General features: G+C 63.9%; 19 protein-coding genes. 9 read left to right on the top strand and 10 right to left on the bottom strand.

All coding sequences use genetic code 11. The features are described from left to right. Nucleotides 1-825, bottom strand: a complete 825-nt coding sequence (locus ACFPN5_RS15385) for an ABC transporter permease (protein WP_379784634.1) — start codon at nt 823-825, stop codon at nt 1-3. 15 nt (nt 826-840) lie between these two features. Continuing rightward, nucleotides 841-1,827 carry an ABC transporter substrate-binding protein gene (locus tag ACFPN5_RS15380; RefSeq protein WP_379784633.1) on the bottom strand — a complete coding sequence of 329 codons (987 nt, stop codon included), beginning with the start codon at nt 1,825-1,827 and terminating at the stop codon, nt 841-843. A gap of 218 nt (nt 1,828-2,045) precedes the next feature. On the opposite strand from ACFPN5_RS15380, the gene ffh reads away from it, so the two are divergent. Together ffh and ACFPN5_RS15370 are read left to right on the top strand one after the other, a co-directional pair. Further along, nucleotides 2,046-3,416 (top strand): signal recognition particle protein, encoded by a 1,371-nt coding sequence (ffh, locus tag ACFPN5_RS15375; RefSeq protein ID WP_379784632.1) that lies wholly within the window; start codon nt 2,046-2,048, stop codon nt 3,414-3,416. A gap of 246 nt (nt 3,417-3,662) precedes the next feature. Then, nucleotides 3,663-4,079: an SWIB/MDM2 domain-containing protein gene (locus ACFPN5_RS15370; protein WP_379784631.1), complete on the top strand. Its 417-nt coding sequence runs from the start codon at nt 3,663-3,665 to the stop codon at nt 4,077-4,079. Nucleotides 4,080-4,198: 119 nt separating this feature from the next. On the opposite strand, the gene ACFPN5_RS15365 is transcribed toward ACFPN5_RS15370, so the two are convergent. The 4 genes from ACFPN5_RS15365 to ACFPN5_RS15350 all read right to left on the bottom strand — a co-directional run bounded on the left by ACFPN5_RS15365 (nt 4,199) and on the right by ACFPN5_RS15350 (nt 9,567). Further along, nucleotides 4,199-5,605, bottom strand: coding sequence for an alkaline phosphatase (locus tag ACFPN5_RS15365; protein ID WP_379784630.1), 1,407 nt, complete (start codon nt 5,603-5,605; stop codon nt 4,199-4,201). A 35-nt stretch (nt 5,606-5,640) separates the two neighbouring features. Then, nucleotides 5,641-7,077, bottom strand: a complete 1,437-nt coding sequence (locus ACFPN5_RS15360; RefSeq protein ID WP_379784629.1) for an alkaline phosphatase — start codon at nt 7,075-7,077, stop codon at nt 5,641-5,643. 103 nt (nt 7,078-7,180) lie between these two features. Further along, a complete protein-coding gene (locus ACFPN5_RS15355; protein ID WP_379784628.1) occupies nt 7,181-7,837 on the bottom strand; it encodes a lytic transglycosylase domain-containing protein in 657 nt (218 codons plus the stop codon). Beyond that, nucleotides 7,837-9,567, bottom strand: coding sequence for a proline--tRNA ligase (locus tag ACFPN5_RS15350; RefSeq protein WP_379784626.1), 1,731 nt, complete (start codon nt 9,565-9,567; stop codon nt 7,837-7,839). The genes ACFPN5_RS15355 and ACFPN5_RS15350 overlap by 1 nt, the downstream gene beginning before the upstream one ends. A gap of 204 nt (nt 9,568-9,771) precedes the next feature. Here ACFPN5_RS15350 and ACFPN5_RS15345 point away from each other — a divergent pair, with 204 nt between their 5' ends. Next, nucleotides 9,772-10,404 carry an RNA pyrophosphohydrolase gene (locus tag ACFPN5_RS15345; RefSeq protein ID WP_379784625.1) on the top strand — a complete coding sequence of 211 codons (633 nt, stop codon included), beginning with the start codon at nt 9,772-9,774 and terminating at the stop codon, nt 10,402-10,404. Nucleotides 10,405-10,573: 169 nt separating this feature from the next. Continuing rightward, nucleotides 10,574-11,002 carry a DUF1841 family protein gene (locus ACFPN5_RS15340; protein WP_379784624.1) on the top strand — a complete coding sequence of 143 codons (429 nt, stop codon included), beginning with the start codon at nt 10,574-10,576 and terminating at the stop codon, nt 11,000-11,002. 57 nt (nt 11,003-11,059) lie between these two features. Here ACFPN5_RS15340 and ACFPN5_RS15335 read toward each other — a convergent pair whose 3' ends face one another. From ACFPN5_RS15335 to ACFPN5_RS15325, 3 genes are all read right to left on the bottom strand, one after another. Further along, nucleotides 11,060-12,580 carry a SulP family inorganic anion transporter gene (locus ACFPN5_RS15335; protein WP_379784623.1) on the bottom strand — a complete coding sequence of 507 codons (1,521 nt, stop codon included), beginning with the start codon at nt 12,578-12,580 and terminating at the stop codon, nt 11,060-11,062. A 123-nt stretch (nt 12,581-12,703) separates the two neighbouring features. Next, a complete protein-coding gene (locus ACFPN5_RS15330; protein WP_379784622.1) occupies nt 12,704-13,057 on the bottom strand; it encodes a c-type cytochrome in 354 nt (117 codons plus the stop codon). A 10-nt stretch (nt 13,058-13,067) separates the two neighbouring features. Next, nucleotides 13,068-13,403 carry a c-type cytochrome gene (locus tag ACFPN5_RS15325; RefSeq protein WP_379784621.1) on the bottom strand — a complete coding sequence of 112 codons (336 nt, stop codon included), beginning with the start codon at nt 13,401-13,403 and terminating at the stop codon, nt 13,068-13,070. Nucleotides 13,404-13,602: 199 nt separating this feature from the next. Between ACFPN5_RS15325 and ACFPN5_RS15320 the strand changes: the two genes are divergently transcribed. From ACFPN5_RS15320 to ACFPN5_RS15310, 3 genes are read left to right on the top strand one after another with little or no spacing between them, the layout of a single operon-like run. Further along, the gene (locus tag ACFPN5_RS15320; protein ID WP_379784620.1) at nt 13,603-14,457 is read left to right on the top strand and encodes an AAA family ATPase; all 855 of its coding nucleotides are present in this window, start codon (nt 13,603-13,605) and stop codon (nt 14,455-14,457) included. After that, nucleotides 14,454-15,053 (top strand): GNAT family N-acetyltransferase, encoded by a 600-nt coding sequence (locus tag ACFPN5_RS15315; protein ID WP_379784619.1) that lies wholly within the window; start codon nt 14,454-14,456, stop codon nt 15,051-15,053. The genes ACFPN5_RS15320 and ACFPN5_RS15315 overlap by 4 nt, the downstream gene beginning before the upstream one ends. Before the next feature lies 1 nt (nt 15,054). Next, a complete protein-coding gene (locus ACFPN5_RS15310) occupies nt 15,055-16,227 on the top strand; it encodes a vWA domain-containing protein (protein ID WP_379784617.1) in 1,173 nt (390 codons plus the stop codon). A gap of 2 nt (nt 16,228-16,229) precedes the next feature. On the opposite strand, the gene ACFPN5_RS15305 is transcribed toward ACFPN5_RS15310, so the two are convergent. Further along, a complete protein-coding gene (locus tag ACFPN5_RS15305; protein WP_379784616.1) occupies nt 16,230-16,829 on the bottom strand; it encodes a CPBP family glutamic-type intramembrane protease in 600 nt (199 codons plus the stop codon). Between the two features lie 246 nt (nt 16,830-17,075). Between ACFPN5_RS15305 and ACFPN5_RS15300 the strand changes: the two genes are divergently transcribed. Both ACFPN5_RS15300 and ACFPN5_RS15295 read left to right on the top strand, forming a co-directional pair. Beyond that, nucleotides 17,076-18,290: a cation:proton antiporter gene (locus ACFPN5_RS15300; RefSeq protein ID WP_379784615.1), complete on the top strand. Its 1,215-nt coding sequence runs from the start codon at nt 17,076-17,078 to the stop codon at nt 18,288-18,290. Beyond that, nucleotides 18,280-19,416, top strand: a complete 1,137-nt coding sequence (locus ACFPN5_RS15295; protein ID WP_379784614.1) for a YbdK family carboxylate-amine ligase — start codon at nt 18,280-18,282, stop codon at nt 19,414-19,416. The genes ACFPN5_RS15300 and ACFPN5_RS15295 overlap by 11 nt, the downstream gene beginning before the upstream one ends. Nucleotides 19,417-19,422: the final 6 nt, after the last annotated feature.

The raw sequence follows: 19,422 nt of genomic DNA, 5'->3' as shown, positions 1-19,422 counted from the left end.
TCAGTGCTCCAGGCCGCGGTGCCAGCGCAGCAGGTAGTTGTTCAGGCGGTTCATGCCAATGTCGATGGCCAGGCCCAGCATGCCGATGGTGATCATGCCGGCGATGATCTTGTCGGACCAAAAATACTCGCGCGCTTCCAGTATCCGGAACCCGAGGCCGTTGTTCACCGCGATCATCTCGGAGACGATGACGACGATGAAAGCGGTGCCGATGCCGATCCGCACACCCGACAGGATGTAAGGCACGGCGGCCGGCAGGATCACGCGCAGGAACATGGTGTTCCGGCTGGCGCCGAGGTTGCGCGAGGCGCGCAGATAGATGCCGTCGACCTGGCGCACCCCGGCGATGGTGTTCATCAGGACCGGGAAAAACGCGCCCAGCGCAATCAGGAACACAGCGGGCGGGTTGCCCAGCCCGAACCACAGGATCGCCAGCGGAATGTAGGCAATCGGCGGGATCGGGCGCAGGATCTGTACCAGCGGGTTCATCCACGCATAGACCGCCGGGCTGGCGCCCATCGCCAGGCCCAGCGGCAGGGCCAGCGCGCCGCCGATGGCGAAGCCGACCACCACCCGGTACAGGCTGGTCAGGGTGTCGACCACCAGCTCGCCCGAGAACGCCCACGACCACCAGTCGCCGCCGGTGTACTCCGCAAAAGGCGCCAGCGGCAGCAGGTACTCGACCCACTTGCGCCCGACATCGATCGGCGCCGGCAGTACCTGGGGATTGACCAGGCCCGCGCTGGCCACCGATTGCCACAGGACGATCGCCAGCAGCGGCACCACCATGCCGATTGCAAGCTCGCGCCAGTTCCGCTTTTCCATGTTCGCTCCTGTCTTTCAGTTCACGTTCAGGTTTTTCTTGGCCGCGGCCAGCATGTCGGTGCGCACCCAGTCGCGCGCCACGGGCGGCTGGCGCATGCGGCCGACGCCGGTCTTCATCATGGTATCGGTCGTGACCTGGATGTGCTCCGCCGTCACGTCATACGAAAACGGCGCATTGCCGATCGCGTCGTTGTAGTCGTCCACGCTGATCTGGCCCTTGAACAGCACCTCGCGCACGTATTTCGCAGCGAGGGGCTTGTTCTCGATGAAGGTTTTGGTCGCCTCGACAAAGCAGCGCATGAATTTTTCGGCGGTCGGGCGCCGCTCGCGATAGAACTTTTCGGTCATGACCATCGTGCGCACCGGCTCGCCGATCGCGGTGCCGTAGGGTTTCAGCACTTCGGCACCGAAACCCTTGTTGATCGCCTGCGAGGCCTGCGGCTCGGACTGCATCATGGCGTCGATCTGCTTGCCCAGGAGAGCCCCGTTCAGGTCGGGATAGGACAGGTAGACCAGCTGCACATCCTTGCCGGGTGCGGCGCTCGAGCTCAGCTTGTGCTTGTCCAGCTCGGCCATGAGCAGCACTTCCTGGATCGCGCCGCGCGTCACCCCGACGCGCTTGCCCTTGAGTGCGGCCACGTTCGTGATGTTCAGCCCGGGCCGCGCCACCAGGCGCGCCCCTCCCCTGGCAAAGCCGGCCACCACCAGCACCGGCGCGCCGCCGGCCCGTCCCGAGATCGCCGCTTCCGATGCGGTGGCGCCGACATCGAGCTCGCCGGCGATAATCGCCTGCATCACGTCCAGCCCTTTCGCGAAGGTCTTTTCCTCGACCCGGATCCCGCAGCGGGGCGCGATCTCCTTGATGTATGAGACGGCGCCAAAATGCGCCAGTTTCAGGTTCCCGAGCCGCACCACCGGTGCGGCGATCCGATCTTCGGCCTGGGCGCCGCCCGTCCCCAGGAGGACGAATGCGACCAGGGCCTTGCCACATGCTTTTTTCATGCACTTCTCCGTTTTTCATGCATCAAGACGATGCCAAAAGGAAAGAACTCTCCGCGAATCGAGAATGTGTCAGATAAAGCAAGCCCGGCTTTTGATGCGGCACAGATACCACAGCCAAAAATTCGCGTTACGCATCCCGCATTGGCGGGCAGGCCGGCTGACCGCAGGGTAAAATGGAGGTTTGCCGAATGCCGTCCCCTTATATAGTCAGGTAGAACATGCTAGATAACCTTACCCAACGCCTTGCCAAGGTCGTCAAGACGATGCGTGGCGAAGCGCGTCTGACCGAAGCGAACACCGCCGAGATGCTGCGCGAAGTGCGCCTGGCCCTGCTCGAGGCCGACGTGGCCCTGCCCGCGGTGCGCACCTTCATCGCCAACGTGAAGGAAAAAGCGCTGGGCGAAGAAGTCGTCGGCTCGCTCAGCCCCGGCCAGGCGCTGGTCGGCGTGGTGCAGCGCGAGCTGGCCTCCCTGATGGGCGCCGACCTCGGCCCGGAAGCGACCCAGCTCTCGTTCGCCCAGCAGCCGCCGGCGATCATCCTGATGGCCGGCCTGCAGGGTGTCGGTAAGACGACCACCGTCGGCAAGCTCGCCAAGTACCTGAAGGAACAGAAGAAGAAAAAGGTCCTGACCGTCTCGGCCGACGTGTACCGCCCGGCCGCGATCGCGCAGCTCGAGTCCGTGACGAAGCAGGTCGGCGCCGACTTCTTCCCGTCCACCTCGACCGACAAGCCGGTCGACATCGCGCGCAATGCGCTGGACTGGGCGAAAAAGCACTACCACGACGTGCTGATCATCGACACCGCCGGCCGCCTCGGTATCGACGAAGCGATGATGCAGGAGATCGCCGCGGTCCACGCCGCCGTGAAGCCGATCGAGACCCTGTTCGTGGTCGACGCCATGCTCGGCCAGGATGCGATCAATACCGCCAAGGCCTTCAACGACGCCCTGCCCCTGACCGGCATCGTGCTGACCAAGCTCGATGGCGACTCGCGCGGCGGTGCGGCCCTGTCGGTGCGCCACGTCACCGGCAAGCCGATCAAGTTCGCCGGCGTGTCGGAAAAGCTCGATGGCCTGGAAGCCTTCGATCCGAGCCGCATGGCTAACCGCGTGCTCGGCATGGGCGACATCCTGGCGCTGGTCGAAGAAGCGCGCAAGGGCGTCGACGAGAAAGCGGCAACCGACCTGGCCAACAAGATCAAGGTGGGCGGCCGCTTCGACATGAACGACTTCAAGGCGCAACTGGCGCAGATGAAGAAGATGGGCGGCATGGCCGGCCTCATGGACAAGCTGCCGGCGCAGTTCCAGCAGGCGGCCGGCAACGCCAACATGGACCAGGCCGAAAAGCAGGTGCGGCGCATGGTCGGCATCATCGACTCGATGACGCCGCTTGAGCGCGCCAAGCCGGAACTGATCAAGGCCAACCGCAAGCGCCGCATCGCCGCCGGCGCCGGCGTGCAGGTGCAGGAAGTCAATCGCATGCTGACCCAGTACGACCAGATGCAGACGATGATGAAAAAACTGAAAGGCGGCGGCCTGATGAAGATGATGCGCGGGATGAAGGGCATGATGCCTGGAGGGATGCGCTAAGCGCGTTTTCCTGCTTTAAACCCGCTCCCGAACGCCGTGCCCGCATCTTGCCGGCGCGGCGTTTTTACACCTGTTTTTGACCGATTCTTCACTCTATGACGCCGAGTTGCGTATAAACCCTGTTTTTTGGGCTTGTCAGAGTGAAAAAGTTTAGAAAAAGACTTGCAGGAACAGTAAAACGCCACCAATATAAGCCGTGCGATGTATTGCGCAATTTCTCATATTGTTCGTTTAGGAGGCTCGAAGATGGCAACAGCCAAGAAATCCCCAGCAGCGCCCGCAAAGAAGGCGACGTCTGCGAAGACGTCGGACAAACCGGCAGCCGCAGCCAAGCCTGCAGCGAAGAAAGCAGCAGCTCCTGCCAAGGCAGCAGCGCCAAAAGCAGCAGCAGCAAAGAAACCGGCCGCAGCGCGCAAGCCAAACGCCGCTTTCATGAAAGAACTGACGCCATCGGCCGAGCTGGCTGCAGTGGTCGGCAACAAGCCGCTGCCACGCACCGAAGTGACGAAGAAAGTCTGGGAATACATTAAGAAACTGGACCTGCAAGCTGCAGACAACCGCCAGATGATTAATGCCGACGACAAGCTGAAAGCTGTTTTCGGCGGCAAAGAGCAGGTCTCGATGTTTGAAATGACCAAACTCATTTCGAATCATCTGAAATAAGAAAAGTCTGGCTGTCCGCTAGCCTGAACGTTAAAAGCCCCGATCGCAGATCGGGGCTTTTTGTTTTGGAGAGGAATATACCTCTCCGTCACCGACCGCGGCGGCGCGGCCCGCGTCGATTAATACCCGAACGCCGCTTTCATCAGCGTGAACACATGCGTGTTCTCGATCGTCCCCTTGAACGGCGCCGAACCGGCGCCGGTCGCATACAGCTTCACGTCGCCGCCGCCGTGCGATTCGCTCGACCAGCGCACGCCGCTCTCCTGGCGATAGTCGTGGGCGAGCGCCTGCGCGCTGTCGACGTCCGCGCGCACGTCGGGGCGGTTCGGGCCGTTGCCGAAGACGAGCGCCGTATAGGTCTTGCCGTCGGCGTCCTTCGTCGGCTGGCCGTCGCCGACGTTGCGCACGATGTCGAGCACCGGATTACCGCGCTTCGCATAGCCGTTCAGGACCATCGTGTGGTCGTGGTCGGCGGTGACGACGATCAGCGTGTTGTCCAGGCCCGGATCGAGCGCGCGCATGCGCTCCACCGCCGCCTGGATCGCCTCGTCAAACGCCACCGTCTCCACCAGCGCATTCCTCGCATTCGTGTCGTGCAGGGCGTGGTCAATCTTGCCGCCTTCGACCATCAGGAAGAAGCCCTTCGGGTTCTTCGACAGCAGCTCGATCGACTTGGTCGTCATCTCGGCCAGCGTCGGCTGCTCGGGACGGCGCTTGGCCGCGTAGTCGAGGTGGCTTTCGGCGCTGTAGATGCCGACGAACTTGCGCCCCGTGGGGGCGGACGCCATGTCGGCGCGGGTATTGGCCACGAAGTAGCCCTGGTTTTCCAATTCCGCGATCAGGTTGCGGCCATCGCCCCGGCCCTTCGGGTTGGTCTTCGCGTCAAAAGGCGTGAAGTGGTTGCGCCCTCCCCCCATCAGCACGTCGACGCCATCGAGCAGGCGTGCGTTGTACCCGGCGCCGCCCGGCACCACCTGCTGGGCGATGGTATAGGCCATGTCGCGGTCACACACGTGCGAGAAGGTCGAGGCGGGCGTCGCGTGGGTCAGTTCGGTGGTGGTGATCGCGCCCACGGCCTTGCCGCCGGCCTTGGCCAGTTCCAGGATCGTCATTGGCGCGCTGCCGTTGTTCCCGCCGTTTACTGTACTGCAGCGGTCGATGCTGGCAATGCCGTTTGCATCCTTGGCCGGCGCAACAGGCTTGGCATCCTTCAGCGAGATCACGTCGTTGTTGATCTTTACGCCGGTCATGTACGCGCCCATCGAGGGCGCGCTGTCGGTCACCTGGGCGTCGGCGGAATAGGTCTTGATGCGCGCCGTGCGATCCAGGCGCTCGAAGTTCAGCAGGCCGTCTTCGCCGGCCTTGAAGATGCGCGCGGCGGTGATCGTGGTCGGGCCCATGCCGTCGCCGAGGAAGAAGATGATGTTCTTCGCTTGCGGTTTGGCGGTGGGCACTGCGGGTGCAGCTTGTGCGTTCAGGGTGAAGCAGGCTGCGACAAGCAGCGCGGAGAGTCGGATGGTGGTCATCGGGTGCTTTCTGGCGGCGGTGGTCATCATGTAACTCACAGGCCCGCCGCGGTCTTGATCAGGCTGAAAACGCGGGTGTTGTCGATGGTGCCGCGGAACAGCTCCGCATTGGCGCCAATCGCGCCAAGGTAGACATCGGCGCCACCATGGGTCTCGGCACCGGTACGGGTGCGCACCACGGCTTCCTGGTGGTAGTCGTCGGCGGCGGCCATCTCGTCGGTCAGCTGAACAATCTTGCGGCTGCCCTGCACGCGGTGTTCGCCCGTGCCGAAGCCCAGGATCGTGAACGGCGCGCCGTCCTTGTCCAGGCGGATTTTCCCGTCCGGGATGCTGCGCACCAGGCCCAGGATGCCGGGGTTGGTAGGCGTGGTCTTGCCGGTGCGCGGCGAGTAGCCGTTGATCAGCAGGGTGTGGTCGTGGTCGGCGGTGGCGACGATCAGCGTGTTCTTCAGGCCCGGATCGATGGCCTGCATCTTGTCGATCGCGCGTTTGAGGGCCGCGTTGTAGCTCACCGTTTCCTGCAAGGCGCGCTTGGCCTGGGTCGCGTGCAGCGCATGGTCGATCAGGCCGCCCTCGACCACCAGGAAGAAGCCGTTCGGGTTGCGCGCCAGGATGTCGATCGCCTTGTCGGTCATGTCGGCGAGCAGCGGCTGCTTGACCGGATCGCGCGCGGCCTCGAAGGCCAGGTGCGACTGGCCGAACAGGCCGATCACCGGCTGCGGCGTGGCGGCCAGCGCCGTCATTTGCGCGGTGTTGGTTGCGACGCGCCAGCCCTTGGCCTGCAGTTCGTCGACCAGGTTGCGCCCGTCGGCGCGCTTGCCGCCCTGCGCGAACGGCGTGAAGAACTGGGTGCCGCCGCCGAACACCAGATCCAGGCCGTTTGCGCCCAGGGCCTTGTTGTAGCCGGCGCCGCCGGGCACGAGGGCTGCGGCGATGTCGGTTTCCAGCCTGCGCGTGCAGGCGTGGGCATAGGTCGCGGCCGGGGTGGCGTCGGTGACGTTGGTGTTGGTGACGACGCCGGCGGCCATGCCGCGCGCTTTCGCCAGTTCGGCCAGGGTCGGCACGGGTTTGCCGTTCTCGCAGCGGCTCACCAGGCGATTGCCATTGGCATCCGCGGCCGGGGAAATGGCGCGCGTCTCAGTGGACATCGAGATCACGTTGTTGTTCTGCTTTACGCCCGTCATGTAGGCCGACATCGACGCGGCGCTGTCGGTCACCTGCGCATCGTTCGAGAAGGTTTTGACGAAGGCCGATTCGGGCAGCGTGTCGATGGTCAGTTCGCCGTCTTCGCCCGCGTGGTAGATGCGCGCCGCGGTGAGCGTGTTGATGCCCATGCCGTCGCCGAGGAAGAAGATGATGTTCTTTGCCTGTCCGTCCACGGCAGGACGCGGATTGGTGCCGGCCGGGCCGGTCGAAGCGCAGCCGGCAAGCGCCGCCAGCGCGCACGCGGCGGCGAGAGTATTGATTCGCATGATGGATGTTGTGGCGGGAAAAGCGGGAAGTCTACACCGGGACGGGGGGCTGTGGTTCGGTTGATATGTTGTGGGATTGTTGGAGGCGCCGGCTGGCGCCTCCCTACCGCTGCGCCACCTGGACCGGATTGAACTCCCACTTCTTCCACGCCGCCAGCACCGCGTTCGGGTACTGCGGACGGCCGCGGCTGCCGTTGTAGCGGCCGAGCGCGAGATACAGGTTGCCGCGTTCCATGTCGATGTACATGCGCAGGATCGAGCAGCCGTAGCGCAGGTTGGTCTGCATGTGGAACAGTTTGCGGCGGTCGTTGTCGCCGATGACCTTGGCCCAGAACGGCATCACCTGCATGTAGCCGCGTGCGCCCGCGATCGACACGGCGTACTTGCGGTAGGCCGATTCGACCTGGATCAGGCCCAGCACCAGGCCCGGATCGAGCCCGGCGCGGGTCGATTCGTACCAGGCCGATTCCAGGAATTCGGTACGCGACTGCTCGTCCGGCAGGCGCTTCTTCAGGCGCGCCGACATCTCCGTGAACCAGGCCTGGTAGCGCACGCGCGCCGCCTCGTCGCGAAAGCTCGGCTTCGGCGGGCGCGTGTCGGCGATGGCATTCGCCAGCGCCAGGCGCACCGAATCGGCCATCGCTTCTTCCTTCTGGTTGCCGGCGTACGCCGGCACGCCGGCAAGGGCGGCAGCCAGGGTTGCAAAGCGCAAGGCGCCTCCCAGCCAGGCCGCGGCCCGGCTGTGTACCTTCGTCGGCATCACTGGCCCAGCTTGCCCTTGATGAAGCCGGCAAGATCCGCTACCGGCACCGCCGTGGCCTCGGACTCGCGGCGGCCCTGGTATTCGAGGTTGCCCTCTTTCAGGCCGCGCTCGCCGATGACGACGCGGTGCGGCACGCCGATCAGTTCCCAGTCGGCGAACATCGCGCCCGGGCGCAGGCCGCGGTCGTCGACGATCACATCGATGCCCGCCGCCAGCAGCTCGGCATAGAGCTTTTCGACCTGTTCCTTGACCATCTCGCTGCGGTCCATGCCCATCGGGCACAGCACCAGCTGGAACGGCGCCAGCGCGTCCGGCCAGACGATGCCCTTGTCGTCGAAGTTCTGCTCGATCGCCGCGCCCAGGATGCGGGTCACGCCGATGCCGTAGCAGCCCATCTGCAGCGGTGCAGGCTTGCCGTTCTCGTCGAGGAAAGTCGCGTTCATGGCCTTCGAGTACGCTGTGCCGAGCTGGAACACGTGGCCCACTTCGATGCCGCGCTCGATCGCCAGCACGCCCTGGCCATCCGGCGACGCGTCGCCTTCGACGACGTTGCGCAGGTCGGCAACGATTGGCTCCGGCAGGTCGCGGCCCCAGTTCACGCCGGTCAGGTGGAAGTCCGCCTCGTTGGCGCCACATACGAAGTCCGCCATGTTCGCGGCCGTGCGGTCGGCAACAATCGTCACCGGCTGCTTGGGGGCGACCGGGCCCAGGTAGCCCGGCACGGTGCCGTAGACTTCCTGGATTTCGGCTTCCGTCGAGAAGCGGTGGTTGCTCAGGCCTTCGACCTTGCCGACCTTGACCTCGTTGAGCTCATGGTCGCCGCGCAGCAGCAGCATGAAGTACTGCTTCGTCACCTTGCCGTCGACTTCCTTTTCGACCGTCAGCGCGATGGTTTTCACCGACTGCGACAGCGGCAGGCCGAGCAGTTCGACCACGCTTTCGCACTTGGTCTTGCCTGGGGTCGGCACTTTTTTCATGTCCTGCGTCGCCGCGCCGCGCTCGCCGATCGCCATTGCCTCGGCCGCTTCCATGTTGGCCGCGTAATCCGAGTTCGGGCAGTACACCAGCGCGTCTTCGCCGGTGGAGGCGATCACGTGGAATTCGTGCGAGCCGGTGCCGCCGATGGCGCCGTTGTCGGCTGCCACCGCGCGGAACTTCAGGCCAAAGCGGTTGAAGATGCGCACATAGGCATCGAACATGACCTGGTACGACTTCTGCATGCCTTCGACGTCGCGGTCGAACGAATAGGCATCCTTCATCGTGAACTCGCGGCCGCGCATCAGGCCGAAGCGCGGACGGCGCTCGTCGCGGAACTTGGTCTGGATGTGATAAAAATTCAGCGGCAGCTGGCGGTAGGATTTGATTTCGCCCCGCACGACATCGGTGACCACTTCTTCCGACGTCGGCTGGATCGCGAATTCGCGGCCATGACGATCCTTGACGCGCATCAGTTCCGGACCCATCTTGTCCCAGCGGCCGGTCTCCTGCCACAGCTCGGCCGGCTGCACGACCGGCATCAGGAGTTCGAGGGCGCCCGACTTGTTCATTTCTTCGCGGATGATGGCCTCGACCTTGCGGATCACGCGCAGGCCGGTCGGCATGTACGTGTAGATACCGGAGCCGAGGCGCTTGATCATCCCCGCCCTCATCATCAGCTGGTGGCTGACGATCTCGGCGTCGGACGGCGCTTCTTTAAGAGTTGAAATAAAAAATCGTGAGGCGCGCATATCGATGAATTCTTTTTAAAAAGAGAGAGTTATAATCGACCTAATTTTAAAGGATTAGCTGGCTGATGCGTCCAATCTTTGTACAAATGGGTCCGGAACACGCAGCGTCCGCCGTTTTCGTCACGAGCGAGGGCAGTTGACGCGAGGATTTGTAGGTAAAAATATAACGGACACAGAGGCCGGCAGAAAGTTTCGAGGTGCACTATGCTCGATCGGGAAGGGTTTCGCCCCAACGTCGGCATCATCCTGCTGAACGCCAACAACGAGGTGTGGTGGGGCAAACGGGTGCGCGAGCACTCATGGCAGTTTCCGCAAGGGGGTATCAAATACGGCGAGACGCCGGAACAGGCCATGTACCGCGAGCTCGAGGAGGAAATCGGTTTGCGCCAGGAGCATGTCAAGATCGTGGGCCGCACCCGCGACTGGCTGCGCTATGAGGTGCCGGACCATTTCATCAAACGCGAGATCCGCGGCCATTACCGCGGCCAGAAGCAGATCTGGTTCCTGTTGCGCATGGTTGCGCGCGACAACGACGTGAACCTGCGCCTGACCGACCATCCGGAGTTCGACGCCTGGCGCTGGCACGATTACTGGGTGCCGCTGGACGTGGTCATCGAGTTCAAGCGCGATGTCTACCAGCGTGCATTGCAGGAGCTGTCGCGCTTCCTCTCGCTGCCCGCGAATGGCGGTGCGCACACCGAGCGCCGCCACAGCGCGCGTTACCTGCGCCAGCCGCGCGGCCAGGGTAATGCGGGCGGAGCCGGCGCCGGGAAAGCGGCTCCCAAGCTGCGTGAGACTGTAGTCGAATCGCAACTGATGCTGGCGCCGGACAAGTAGCGTATAAGCAACATTCGCTGCAAGGCGACAAAGGCAGGCACACCGTGCAAACGGTGTCGCCTGCTTTTTTTTCGCGGGCGCGGAGCGGCGCTGCACGGCGCCACCGCCGGCGCCCGGGCCGCCATCGCGTTACAATGGCGCCCCTCCCTTTCGTTCCCGATTCCTTCCCATGTTCACTCCGTCCTCGCACGACGTGCGCCGCTTTTTCTGCGAAGCCTACCGCAAGCAGCGCGCTGGTGAAATCCTGACGCCGATGGACGCCATCGCCGCCGACTGGATCGTCCAGCATCCCGAATACCACGACGCCCTGTTCGATGCCGACGAAGCCGTCGCCCGCGATTATTCAGTCGAAGGCGGCCAGCCGAACCCCTTTCTGCACCTGTCGATGCACCTGTCGATCGCCGAGCAGGTCTCGATCGACCAGCCGCGCGGCATCAAGGCCGCCCACGACCTGCTGGTCGCCCGCATCGGCGAGCATGACGCCCACCACGAAATCATGGAGTGCCTGGGCGAGATGATCTGGAAGTCGCAGCGCACCAGCACGCCGCCCGATACCGAGGCGTATATCGAATGCGTGCGGCGGCGCGCGACGCGTTGAGGCTTTAAAAAAAGCGATACAAAAAAAGCGGCCAAGGCCGCTTTTTCGCATCATGTCTTAACTTAGTTGATCGTCGGCGACCCGATACCGCGGGTCTTCCACCACATTCACTTCGATCATGTCCTGCGCGCGGCCGAGCAGCTCGCGGCAGTCCGCGCTCAGGTGGCGCAGGTGCAGGCGCTTGCCCAGCGCCCGGTAGCGCTCGGCCAGGGCGTCGATCGCCTGGATCGCCGAGTGGTCCATCACGCGGGCGCGCAGGAACTCGACCACCACGTCCTGTGGATCGTCCTTTGGCGTGAACAGCTCGTTGAAGTTGGCGACCGAGGCAAAGAACAGCGTGCCATCGAGTTCATAGACCTTCCAGCCCTGCGTATCGACGCTGGTCCGCGCCCTGATCTGCTTCGCATGCTGCCAGGCGAAGACGAGCGCCGAGACGATCACGCCGACGATCACCGCCACCGCGAGGTCGAACACCAGCGTGATCGCGGCGACCAGCACCACCACCAGCGTGTCCGCGCGCGGCACCTTGCCGATCGTGCGGAAGGTGCCCCACTCGAAGGTCTTCTCGCACACCACGAACATCACGCCGATCAGCGCGGCCAGCGGAATCTGCTCGATCCAGCTTGACCCAAACAGGATGAACGACAGCAGGAACAGCGAAGCCGCGATGCCCGACAGACGGCCGTAGGCGCCATTGTTCACGTTGATCATGCTCTGCCCGATCATCGCGCAGCCGCCCATGCCGCCGAAGCAGGCCGTGACGACGTTGGCCGCGCCCTGCGCCATGCATTCGCGGTTCGGCTGGCCGCGCGTCTCGGTGATCTCGTCGACCAGGGTGAGCGTCAGCAGCGACTCGATCAGGCCGACGCCCGCCAGCACCAGCGCATACGGGAAGACGATTTTCAGGGTGTCGAGGTTGAACGGCACATCGGGCAGCGCAAACTGCGGCAGGCCGCCGCCGATCGAGCCGAGGTCGCCAACGGTCTTCGATTCGATGCCAAGCAGCGCCGCGCCGAGCGTGACCACCAGGATGCCGACCAGGGTCGCGGGCACCGCCTTCGTGATGCGCGGCGTGATGTAGATCACCGCCATCGTCGCCGCCACCAGGCCCAGCATCGTGTAGAGCTGCGCGCCTTCCATCCACTGCGGCACGCCGTCCGGCCCTGCCACCTTGAAATGCCCGAACTGGGCAATGAAGATCACCAGCGCCAGCCCGTTGACGAAGCCGAGCATCACCGGATACGGCACCATGCGGATGAACTTGCCGAGCCGCGCGGCGGCGAACAGCATCTGCAACAGGCCCATCAGCACGATCGCCGCGAACAGGTACTGCACGCCATGCTCCACGACGAGCGCCACCATGACCACGGCCAGCGCCCCGGCCGCACCCGAAATCATGCCGGGCCGCCCGCCAAAGGCGGAGGTGATGAACGACACCAGCACGGCGGCGTACAGGCCCGTCAAGGGCGACACGTGGGCGACCAGGGCAAAGGCGATGGCTTCGGGGACCAGCGCCAGCGCGACGGTCAGGCCGCTGAGCAGGTTGGTTTTCAGGTAAGCAGGTGAGACGGACTGCAAGATGACGACTCCAACAATGGCGCGAACGCCGGAAAAATAAAATCCCCCGGTGCGGCTGGCACGCCGCATCCGGGGGATGCTCATACGATGTCAACTCGTCCGGCGAACCGGCGGCAGGCTATTTTACTTGCGCACGACCAGCTGCGACGGCAGGCTGGCGAGGTAGGCGCCGATGTCGATCATGTCCTGGTTCGACAGCGGCTTCGCAAAGCCGGCCATGATCGGGTTGCTGCGGCCATTGGCCTGGTCGCCGCCACGCTTGTACGCCCGCAGCGCGTGCGCGATGTAGTCGGCGTGCTGGCCGGCCAGCTTCGGATAGCTCGGGTCGATCGGCTTGTTATAGTCGGCGCCATGGCAGGAGGCGCAGTTGTACTTCTTGGTCAGCTCCTCGCCGCGCTTGACGTCGGCGGCAAAGCTGGACGATGCGGCAGTGACGGAAACGGCGCCGAAGGCCAGCGCGATGATCAGTTTTTTCATGGCGTAGTCCTTACTTCCGGCTCTGGGCGTTCTGCTGCGAATAATAGGCGGCGACGTCGGCAATGTCCTGGTCGGACAGGCTCATGGCAATCCCGCGCATCGACGGATGCTTGCGGTCGCCCTTCTTGTAGGCGTGCAGCGCGGATTCGATGTACTTGGCGGACTGGCCGCCGATCATCGGCACCTGGTAGACCTCCGGGAAGGTGGCCTTATAGCCCGGGATGCCGTGGCAACCGATGCACATTTCGATCTTGTTCGGCGCTGCCTTCGCGTTGCCGACAACATCCGCGGCGGACGCAGTGGCGGCACAACCGGCCAGGACGAGTACTGCCAAAAGTTTTTTCATGGTGGGAATCGCAAGATTTTTAATCGAATACCGCTACCGCACGAACTTGGCTAAAACCTGTTGATATAGATTTTATTACTACTAACCTATGGATTCTAGCCCAACAAAAGATTGCAGTCTACCAACCTCGTGCGCCCCCTCCGCCGGCCTGCCGGTTCTGGCATATACTCGGGATTTTCCCTCCTGACGATTGACGCGTATGCAAGCCCACACCCGCTTCGAAGGCACCGAAAGCTATGTCGCCACCGACGACCTGAAACTGGCCGTAAATGCCGCCCTCACCCTGCAGCGCCCGCTGCTGATCAAGGGCGAGCCGGGCACCGGCAAGACCATGCTCGCCGAAGAGGTAGCGGCGGCGCTCGACATGCCGCTCCTGCAGTGGCACGTGAAGTCCACCACCAAAGCCCAGCAGGGCCTGTACGAATACGACGCCGTCTCGCGCCTGCGCGATTCGCAGCTGGGCGACGAGCGCGTGCGCGACATCCATAACTATATCGTCAAGGGCGTGCTGTGGCAGGCTTTCACGGCGCCGGAACCCGTGGTGCTGCTCATCGACGAGATCGACAAGGCCGACATCGAATTCCCGAACGATTTATTACGCGAACTCGACCGGATGGAATTCTTCGTCTACGAGACGCGCGAAATGGTCGTCGCCAAACACCGCCCGCTGGTCATCATCACCTCGAACAACGAGAAGGAACTGCCGGACGCTTTCCTGCGCCGCTGCTTCTTCCACTACATCAAATTCCCGGACCGCGAGACGATGGCCGACATCGTGCAGGTGCACTACCCGCGCCTCAAGCAGGAACTGCTGGCCGCCGCGCTGCAAAGTTTTTACCAGGTGCGCGACGTGCCCGGCATCAAGAAGAAGCCCTCGACCTCGGAATTCCTCGATTGGCTCAAGCTCCTGATGGCCGAGGACATACCGGCCGAAGCCCTGCACAGCCAGGACAACAAGGCCGTGGTGCCGCCGCTGCATGGCGCGCTGCTCAAGAACGAGCAGGACGTGCACCTGTTCGAGCGCCTGATTGCCATGGCGAGGACCAACCGATGACTCCCGTGAAAGTGGCGGTCGAGCCGGTAACGCTGGAATTCAACGGGGTGCGGCTCGAGCCTTTGACGCTCGAGCACGTGGATGGCCTGCGCGCCGCCGCCGCCGACGGCCAATTGTGGAACCTGCGCGTGACCTCGGTGCCGGAGCCGCACCGCACGCAAGCCTATGTGCACACCGCGCTCGAAACACCGAACCGCGTCGCCTTCGCCGTGGTGGATTCGTCATCCGGCGCGGTGCTGGGCACGACCAGCTACCACGACATCCTGCCCGAGATCGGCCGCGTCGAGATTGGCTACACCTGGTATGCGAAGAGCGTCCAGCGCAGCCATGTGAACACCAGCTGCAAGCTCCTGCTGCTGTCGCACGCTTTCGACACGCTCGGCTGCGCAGTGGTCGGTTTTCGCACCGATAACTTCAATCATGCCTCGCAGGCGGCCATCGAACGGCTGGGAGCGAAGAAGGATGGCGTGATCCGCCACCACTTCGCGCGCCGTGACGGCACCGTGCGCGACACCGTCATGTACAGCATCGTGCGCGGCGAGTGGCATGAGATCAAGACGCACCTGCACTACCTGCTTACCCGACACGCCAACTGAGATGCTGATCGATTTTTTCTTCGCCCTGCGCAGTGCCAAGGTTCCGGTCTCGATCAAGGAATTCCTGACCTTGCTCGAGGCGCTGGAAAAGAGCGTGATCGCGCCCTCGCTCGACGAGTTCTACTACCTGGCGCGGCTGGTGCTGGTGAAGGACGAAGCCCATTTCGACAAGTTCGATCGCGCCTTCGGCAGTTACTTCAAGGGCATCGAGGCCGTGTTCGACACGACGAAGGGCGAGATTCCGCTCGAATGGCTGATCAAGCGCATGGAGCGCGAGCTCACGCCGGAACAAAAGGCGGCGCTGGAAAAATTCGGCTACGACAAGCTGATGGACCGCCTGAACGAACTCCTGAAGGAACAGAAGGAGCGCCACGAAGGCGGCAGCAAATGGATCGGCACCGGCGGCACTTCCCCTTTCGGGCACGGCGGCACCAATCCGGAAGGCGTGCGCATCGGCGGCCAGGGCCGGAATCGCACGGCGGTGAAAGTCTGGGACCAGCGCAGCTACCGCGATTACGACGACGAGCGGGAACTCGGCACACGCAACATCAAGGTCGCGCTGCGCCGCCTGCGCCGCTTCGCGCGCCATGGCGCGCTCGACGAATTCGCGCTCGACGACACCATCCGCGCCACGGCCAGCAACGCCGGCTACCTCGACATCCGCATGCAGCCCGAGCGCAAGAACAGGATAAAAGTGCTGATGCTGCTCGACGTGGGCGGCACCATGGACGACCACATCGAGCGTACCGAGGAACTGTTCTCGGCGGCGAAGAGCGAATTCAAGAACATGGAGTTCTACTACTTCCACAACTGCGTCTACGACTACCTGTGGAAGAACAACCGGCGCCGCCATGCGGAGCGTTTTCCGACCTGGGACATCCTGCGCAAATACCCGCCCGACACGCGCGTGATTTTCGTCGGCGACGCCACCATGAGTCCCTACGAGGTGCTGTCGCCGGGCGGCTCGGTCGAGTACCACAACGAGGAAGCCGGCGCCGAATGGCTGGCGCGCTTCTGCAATGCCTTTCCGAAATTCGCCTGGCTCAACCCGGAACCGGAAAGCCTGTGGCAATACCGCCAGTCGATCGCCGTCATCCGCCAGATCATGAACAACCGGATGTTCCCGGTGACGATCGAAGGGCTGGAGCGGGCGATGCGGCTGCTGAGTAAATAGGGTTAGCTGCGCGCACCACGCAAGACGTTACGCACCACATACAGGCCGACCACATCCAGCGCCGTATGCACCAGCACCGCCGCCAGCAAGCCCACGTACTGGTAGATAAAGCCCAGCGCCACGCTGGCCCCGAACACGCCCGCCGCCTGCACCAGCGTCGCCAGGTTCAGTTTGCGGAACTGGTACACCGGCGTATGCGTCAGCAAGAAAATAAGCGAGGTGATCCACACCCCCAGCAAGGGCTGCAGCGCCGCGCGGAACAGCAGCTCTTCCCCGATCGCCGCCGCCAGGCTGATCCACACGGGATTGAGTCCGGATAAATCGAGGCGGCCATACGCCGTGATGGTATTGCGGGTCGCCTCCGATTGCGCCGTCAGGCGGAAGCTTACATACGAGGCGACTGCCGCCAGCGCCGACAGGCCAAGCCCGAACAGCAGCTGCGAGCCCCAGCCCATCGGCCCCGTGAACACGGCACGCGGTGCGTCCTGGGCCGCGAAAATGATCACGAGGGCGAGCAGCGAGAATGAGACGCAGGTCAATACCTGGGCGGTCAGGCGGATCGGGGGACGCTGTTGTGGCTGGCTTGGCGGTTGGGAAGACATGAAGGCGCGTCGGGCAGGATCGACGAATGAGGAATCGGAAGGCCATGGGCCGCAAGTAGGGCGTCGCCCTGGCGACACCGTTCGCCATTCTACCAACGCCGCCGCGCCTGACGACGAACACGTCAGTTGATAGAGACACCTGGCGGCACCAATCGTGCGCAGGTTCGGCCACCCCTGCCTTGTAAAATCGGCAAAAGACCAGCCCGTAGCGAGCCTTGCTTTCCCTCACTATTTCAAGGACCTTGCATGCCCGACCTGCTGCCGTTCCTGACCAGCCTCGCGTGGCCCTTCGCGCTCGCCATCGCGTGGATTGCGGGGGAATTCGGGCAGCGTTGGACGGGTTTGCCGCGCATCAGTTTCTACGGCCTGGTCGGCTTCGCGCTGGCCGGTCCCCAGCTCGGCGTGCTGCCCCTGCCCGACGGCGGCGCCGTGCCGATGCTGGCCGACGTCGCTTTCGGCCTGATCCTGTTCGAACTCGGCTACCGCATCAACCTGCGCTGGCTCAAGAGCAATCCATGGATTGGCGTTTCCGGCCTGGTCGAGTCGCTGACCACCTTCATTGCCGTCTACCTGATTGCGCTCGCCTTCGGCACGCCGCAGCTCACCGCCCTGATGCTGGCCTCGCTGTCGATGGCAACCTCCCCCGCCACCGTCGTGCGTGTAATCAACGAGCAGCGCAGTTCGGGCCAGGTAACCGAGCGCGTGCTGCACCTCACCGCCCAGAACTGCGTCCTCGCCGTGTTCGCCTTCAACGTCGTCGTGGCTTTCTGGATCTTCCGCACCTTCGAGGACCTGGGCGACGCCATCTGGAACAGCCTGGTGCTGCTGGCCGTGTCGCTCCTCACCGGCGCCGTGTTCGGGCTTGCCGTGCCGGCCCTGCTGCGCGCCATTGGCAACCCGCGCCAGGATCCGACCGTCGCGTTTGCGCTGGCCGTGATCCTGCTGGTGGCCATCTCGTACGCGGGCGGACTGTCGCCGGTCGTGTCGACCCTCGCCTTCGGCCTCGTCGCGCGCCACCGCCGGGTGGCGTTCAGCCAGGCGCAGCGCGGTTTCGGCGCGCTGGGCGAATTATTGACGGTGCTGCTGTTCGTGTTCGCCGCTTCCACCCTCGACTGGGAGAAAGTCGCCGCCGGCAGCCTGCTGGCGGTCGTCATCGTGCTGGCGCGCCTGGTGACCAAGACGGCGGGCGTCGCCGCATTCGCACACCTGTCGGGCATATCGTGGCGCAAGGGGGCCCTGTCCGGGGTGGCGCTCGCGCCGCTGTCGGTATTCGTCATCCTGCTGCTCGAGCATGCGCGCCTGGCCGGGGTGCACCTGGTCGAGCAATTGCAGTCGGTGGCGGCGGTGACGATGATGCTGGAGGTGTTCGGCCCGATCATCATCCAGCGCGCCCTGATGTGGGCTAGAGAAGCGCCCGAGACCAACGCGCAGACCAGGCCGGAGACCAACCATGCCGCTTGAACCCTTCACCCAGTCAACGCCGCTGACTTTCGGCGTCGAGCTCGAGCTGCAGCTGGTCAGCCTCTCCGACTTCGACCTGACCGCGGCCAGCCCCGACCTGCTGTACCTGTTGTCGCGCAAGCCCTTCCCCGGCAATGTCACGCCCGAGATCACGGAGAGCATGATCGAGATCAACTCGAGCGTGCATTCGAGTTACGCGCCCCTGCTGGCCGAGCTGCAGGACATTCGCGACACCCTGGTGACGGCGGGCGACACGCTCAACATCGGCATCGCCGGCGGCGGCACCCATCCGTTCCAGCAATGGTCCGAGCAAAAAATCTTCCCCAAGCCGCGCTTCGAGCATTTATCGTCGCTCTACGGCTACCTGGCCAAGCAGTTCACCGTGTTCGGCCAGCACGTGCACATCGGCTGCGGCAATGGCGACAACGCCATGTACCTGCTGCACGCACTGAACCGCTACATCCCCCATTTCATTGCCTTGTCCGCCTCGTCCCCGTTCGTGCAGGGGCACGACAGCCATTTCGATTCCGCGCGCCTGAATTCCGTCTTTGCTTTTCCGATGAGCGGGCGGGCGCCCTTCACGCTCGGCTGGCAGGACTTCGAGACGGCGTATTACGCCAAGATGGAGCGCACCGGCATCGTCAAGAGCATGAAGGATTTTTACTGGGACCTGCGCCCGAAACCCGAATACGGCACGATCGAGCTGCGCGTCTGCGACACGCCGCTGACGGTGGAACGCGCCGCCGCCCTGGCCGCCTACCTGCAGGCCCTGTGCAGCTACCTGTTGCAGCGGCTGGAAGCGCCCCCCGTCGAGGACGATTACCTCGTCTACAACTACAACCGCTTCCAGGCCTGCCGCTTCGGGCTGGAGGGCACGATTTCGCACCCGAAGAGCTACGAGAACGTATCGATCCGCGAGGACATCCTGGCGACCTTGCGCAAGATGGAGTCGTATGCCGAAGAGCTGGGCAGCATCGAGGGCTTGCGCCACCTGGAGGCGGCCGCGGCGGGCGGCAGCGATGCGGCGCTGCTGCGCCAGCAGTACGAGCGCCAGGGCAGCGTCGAGGGGATGGTGCATGCGGCCATTAATTGGTTCCGCGGGGAGCGGCGGTTTCGTCGCAGGTAGGCACGC

Source organism: Massilia niabensis (genome assembly GCF_042655085.1).
Taxonomy (GTDB): Bacteria; Pseudomonadota; Gammaproteobacteria; order Burkholderiales; family Burkholderiaceae_D; genus Telluria; species Telluria niabensis.
The sequence above is the reverse complement of the archived record's forward strand: the minus strand, read 5'-3'. Positions and strand labels throughout refer to the sequence as shown.

Excerpts from the sequence above, each read along its gene's own strand:
- ACFPN5_RS15385 (WP_379784634.1), bottom strand. The coding sequence starts at position 825 with ATGGAAAAGCGGAACTGGCGCGAGCTTGCAATCGGCATGGTGGTGCCG.
- ACFPN5_RS15360 (WP_379784629.1), bottom strand. The coding sequence starts at position 7,077 with ATGCGAATCAATACTCTCGCCGCCGCGTGCGCGCTGGCGGCGCTTGCC.
- ACFPN5_RS15345 (WP_379784625.1), top strand. The coding sequence starts at position 9,772 with ATGCTCGATCGGGAAGGGTTTCGCCCCAACGTCGGCATCATCCTGCTG.
- ACFPN5_RS15350 (WP_379784626.1), bottom strand. The coding sequence starts at position 9,567 with ATGCGCGCCTCACGATTTTTTATTTCAACTCTTAAAGAAGCGCCGTCC.
- ACFPN5_RS15370 (WP_379784631.1), top strand. The coding sequence starts at position 3,663 with ATGGCAACAGCCAAGAAATCCCCAGCAGCGCCCGCAAAGAAGGCGACG.
- ACFPN5_RS15315 (WP_379784619.1), top strand. The coding sequence starts at position 14,454 with ATGACTCCCGTGAAAGTGGCGGTCGAGCCGGTAACGCTGGAATTCAAC.
- ACFPN5_RS15325 (WP_379784621.1), bottom strand. The coding sequence starts at position 13,403 with ATGAAAAAACTTTTGGCAGTACTCGTCCTGGCCGGTTGTGCCGCCACT.
- ACFPN5_RS15320 (WP_379784620.1), top strand. The coding sequence starts at position 13,603 with ATGCAAGCCCACACCCGCTTCGAAGGCACCGAAAGCTATGTCGCCACC.
- ACFPN5_RS15365 (WP_379784630.1), bottom strand. The coding sequence starts at position 5,605 with ATGACCACCATCCGACTCTCCGCGCTGCTTGTCGCAGCCTGCTTCACC.
- ACFPN5_RS15295 (WP_379784614.1), top strand. The coding sequence starts at position 18,280 with ATGCCGCTTGAACCCTTCACCCAGTCAACGCCGCTGACTTTCGGCGTC.
- ACFPN5_RS15330 (WP_379784622.1), bottom strand. The coding sequence starts at position 13,057 with ATGAAAAAACTGATCATCGCGCTGGCCTTCGGCGCCGTTTCCGTCACT.
- ffh (WP_379784632.1), top strand. The coding sequence starts at position 2,046 with ATGCTAGATAACCTTACCCAACGCCTTGCCAAGGTCGTCAAGACGATG.
- ACFPN5_RS15305 (WP_379784616.1), bottom strand. The coding sequence starts at position 16,829 with ATGTCTTCCCAACCGCCAAGCCAGCCACAACAGCGTCCCCCGATCCGC.
- ACFPN5_RS15340 (WP_379784624.1), top strand. The coding sequence starts at position 10,574 with ATGTTCACTCCGTCCTCGCACGACGTGCGCCGCTTTTTCTGCGAAGCC.
- ACFPN5_RS15355 (WP_379784628.1), bottom strand. The coding sequence starts at position 7,837 with ATGCCGACGAAGGTACACAGCCGGGCCGCGGCCTGGCTGGGAGGCGCC.
- ACFPN5_RS15300 (WP_379784615.1), top strand. The coding sequence starts at position 17,076 with ATGCCCGACCTGCTGCCGTTCCTGACCAGCCTCGCGTGGCCCTTCGCG.
- ACFPN5_RS15310 (WP_379784617.1), top strand. The coding sequence starts at position 15,055 with ATGCTGATCGATTTTTTCTTCGCCCTGCGCAGTGCCAAGGTTCCGGTC.
- ACFPN5_RS15380 (WP_379784633.1), bottom strand. The coding sequence starts at position 1,827 with ATGAAAAAAGCATGTGGCAAGGCCCTGGTCGCATTCGTCCTCCTGGGG.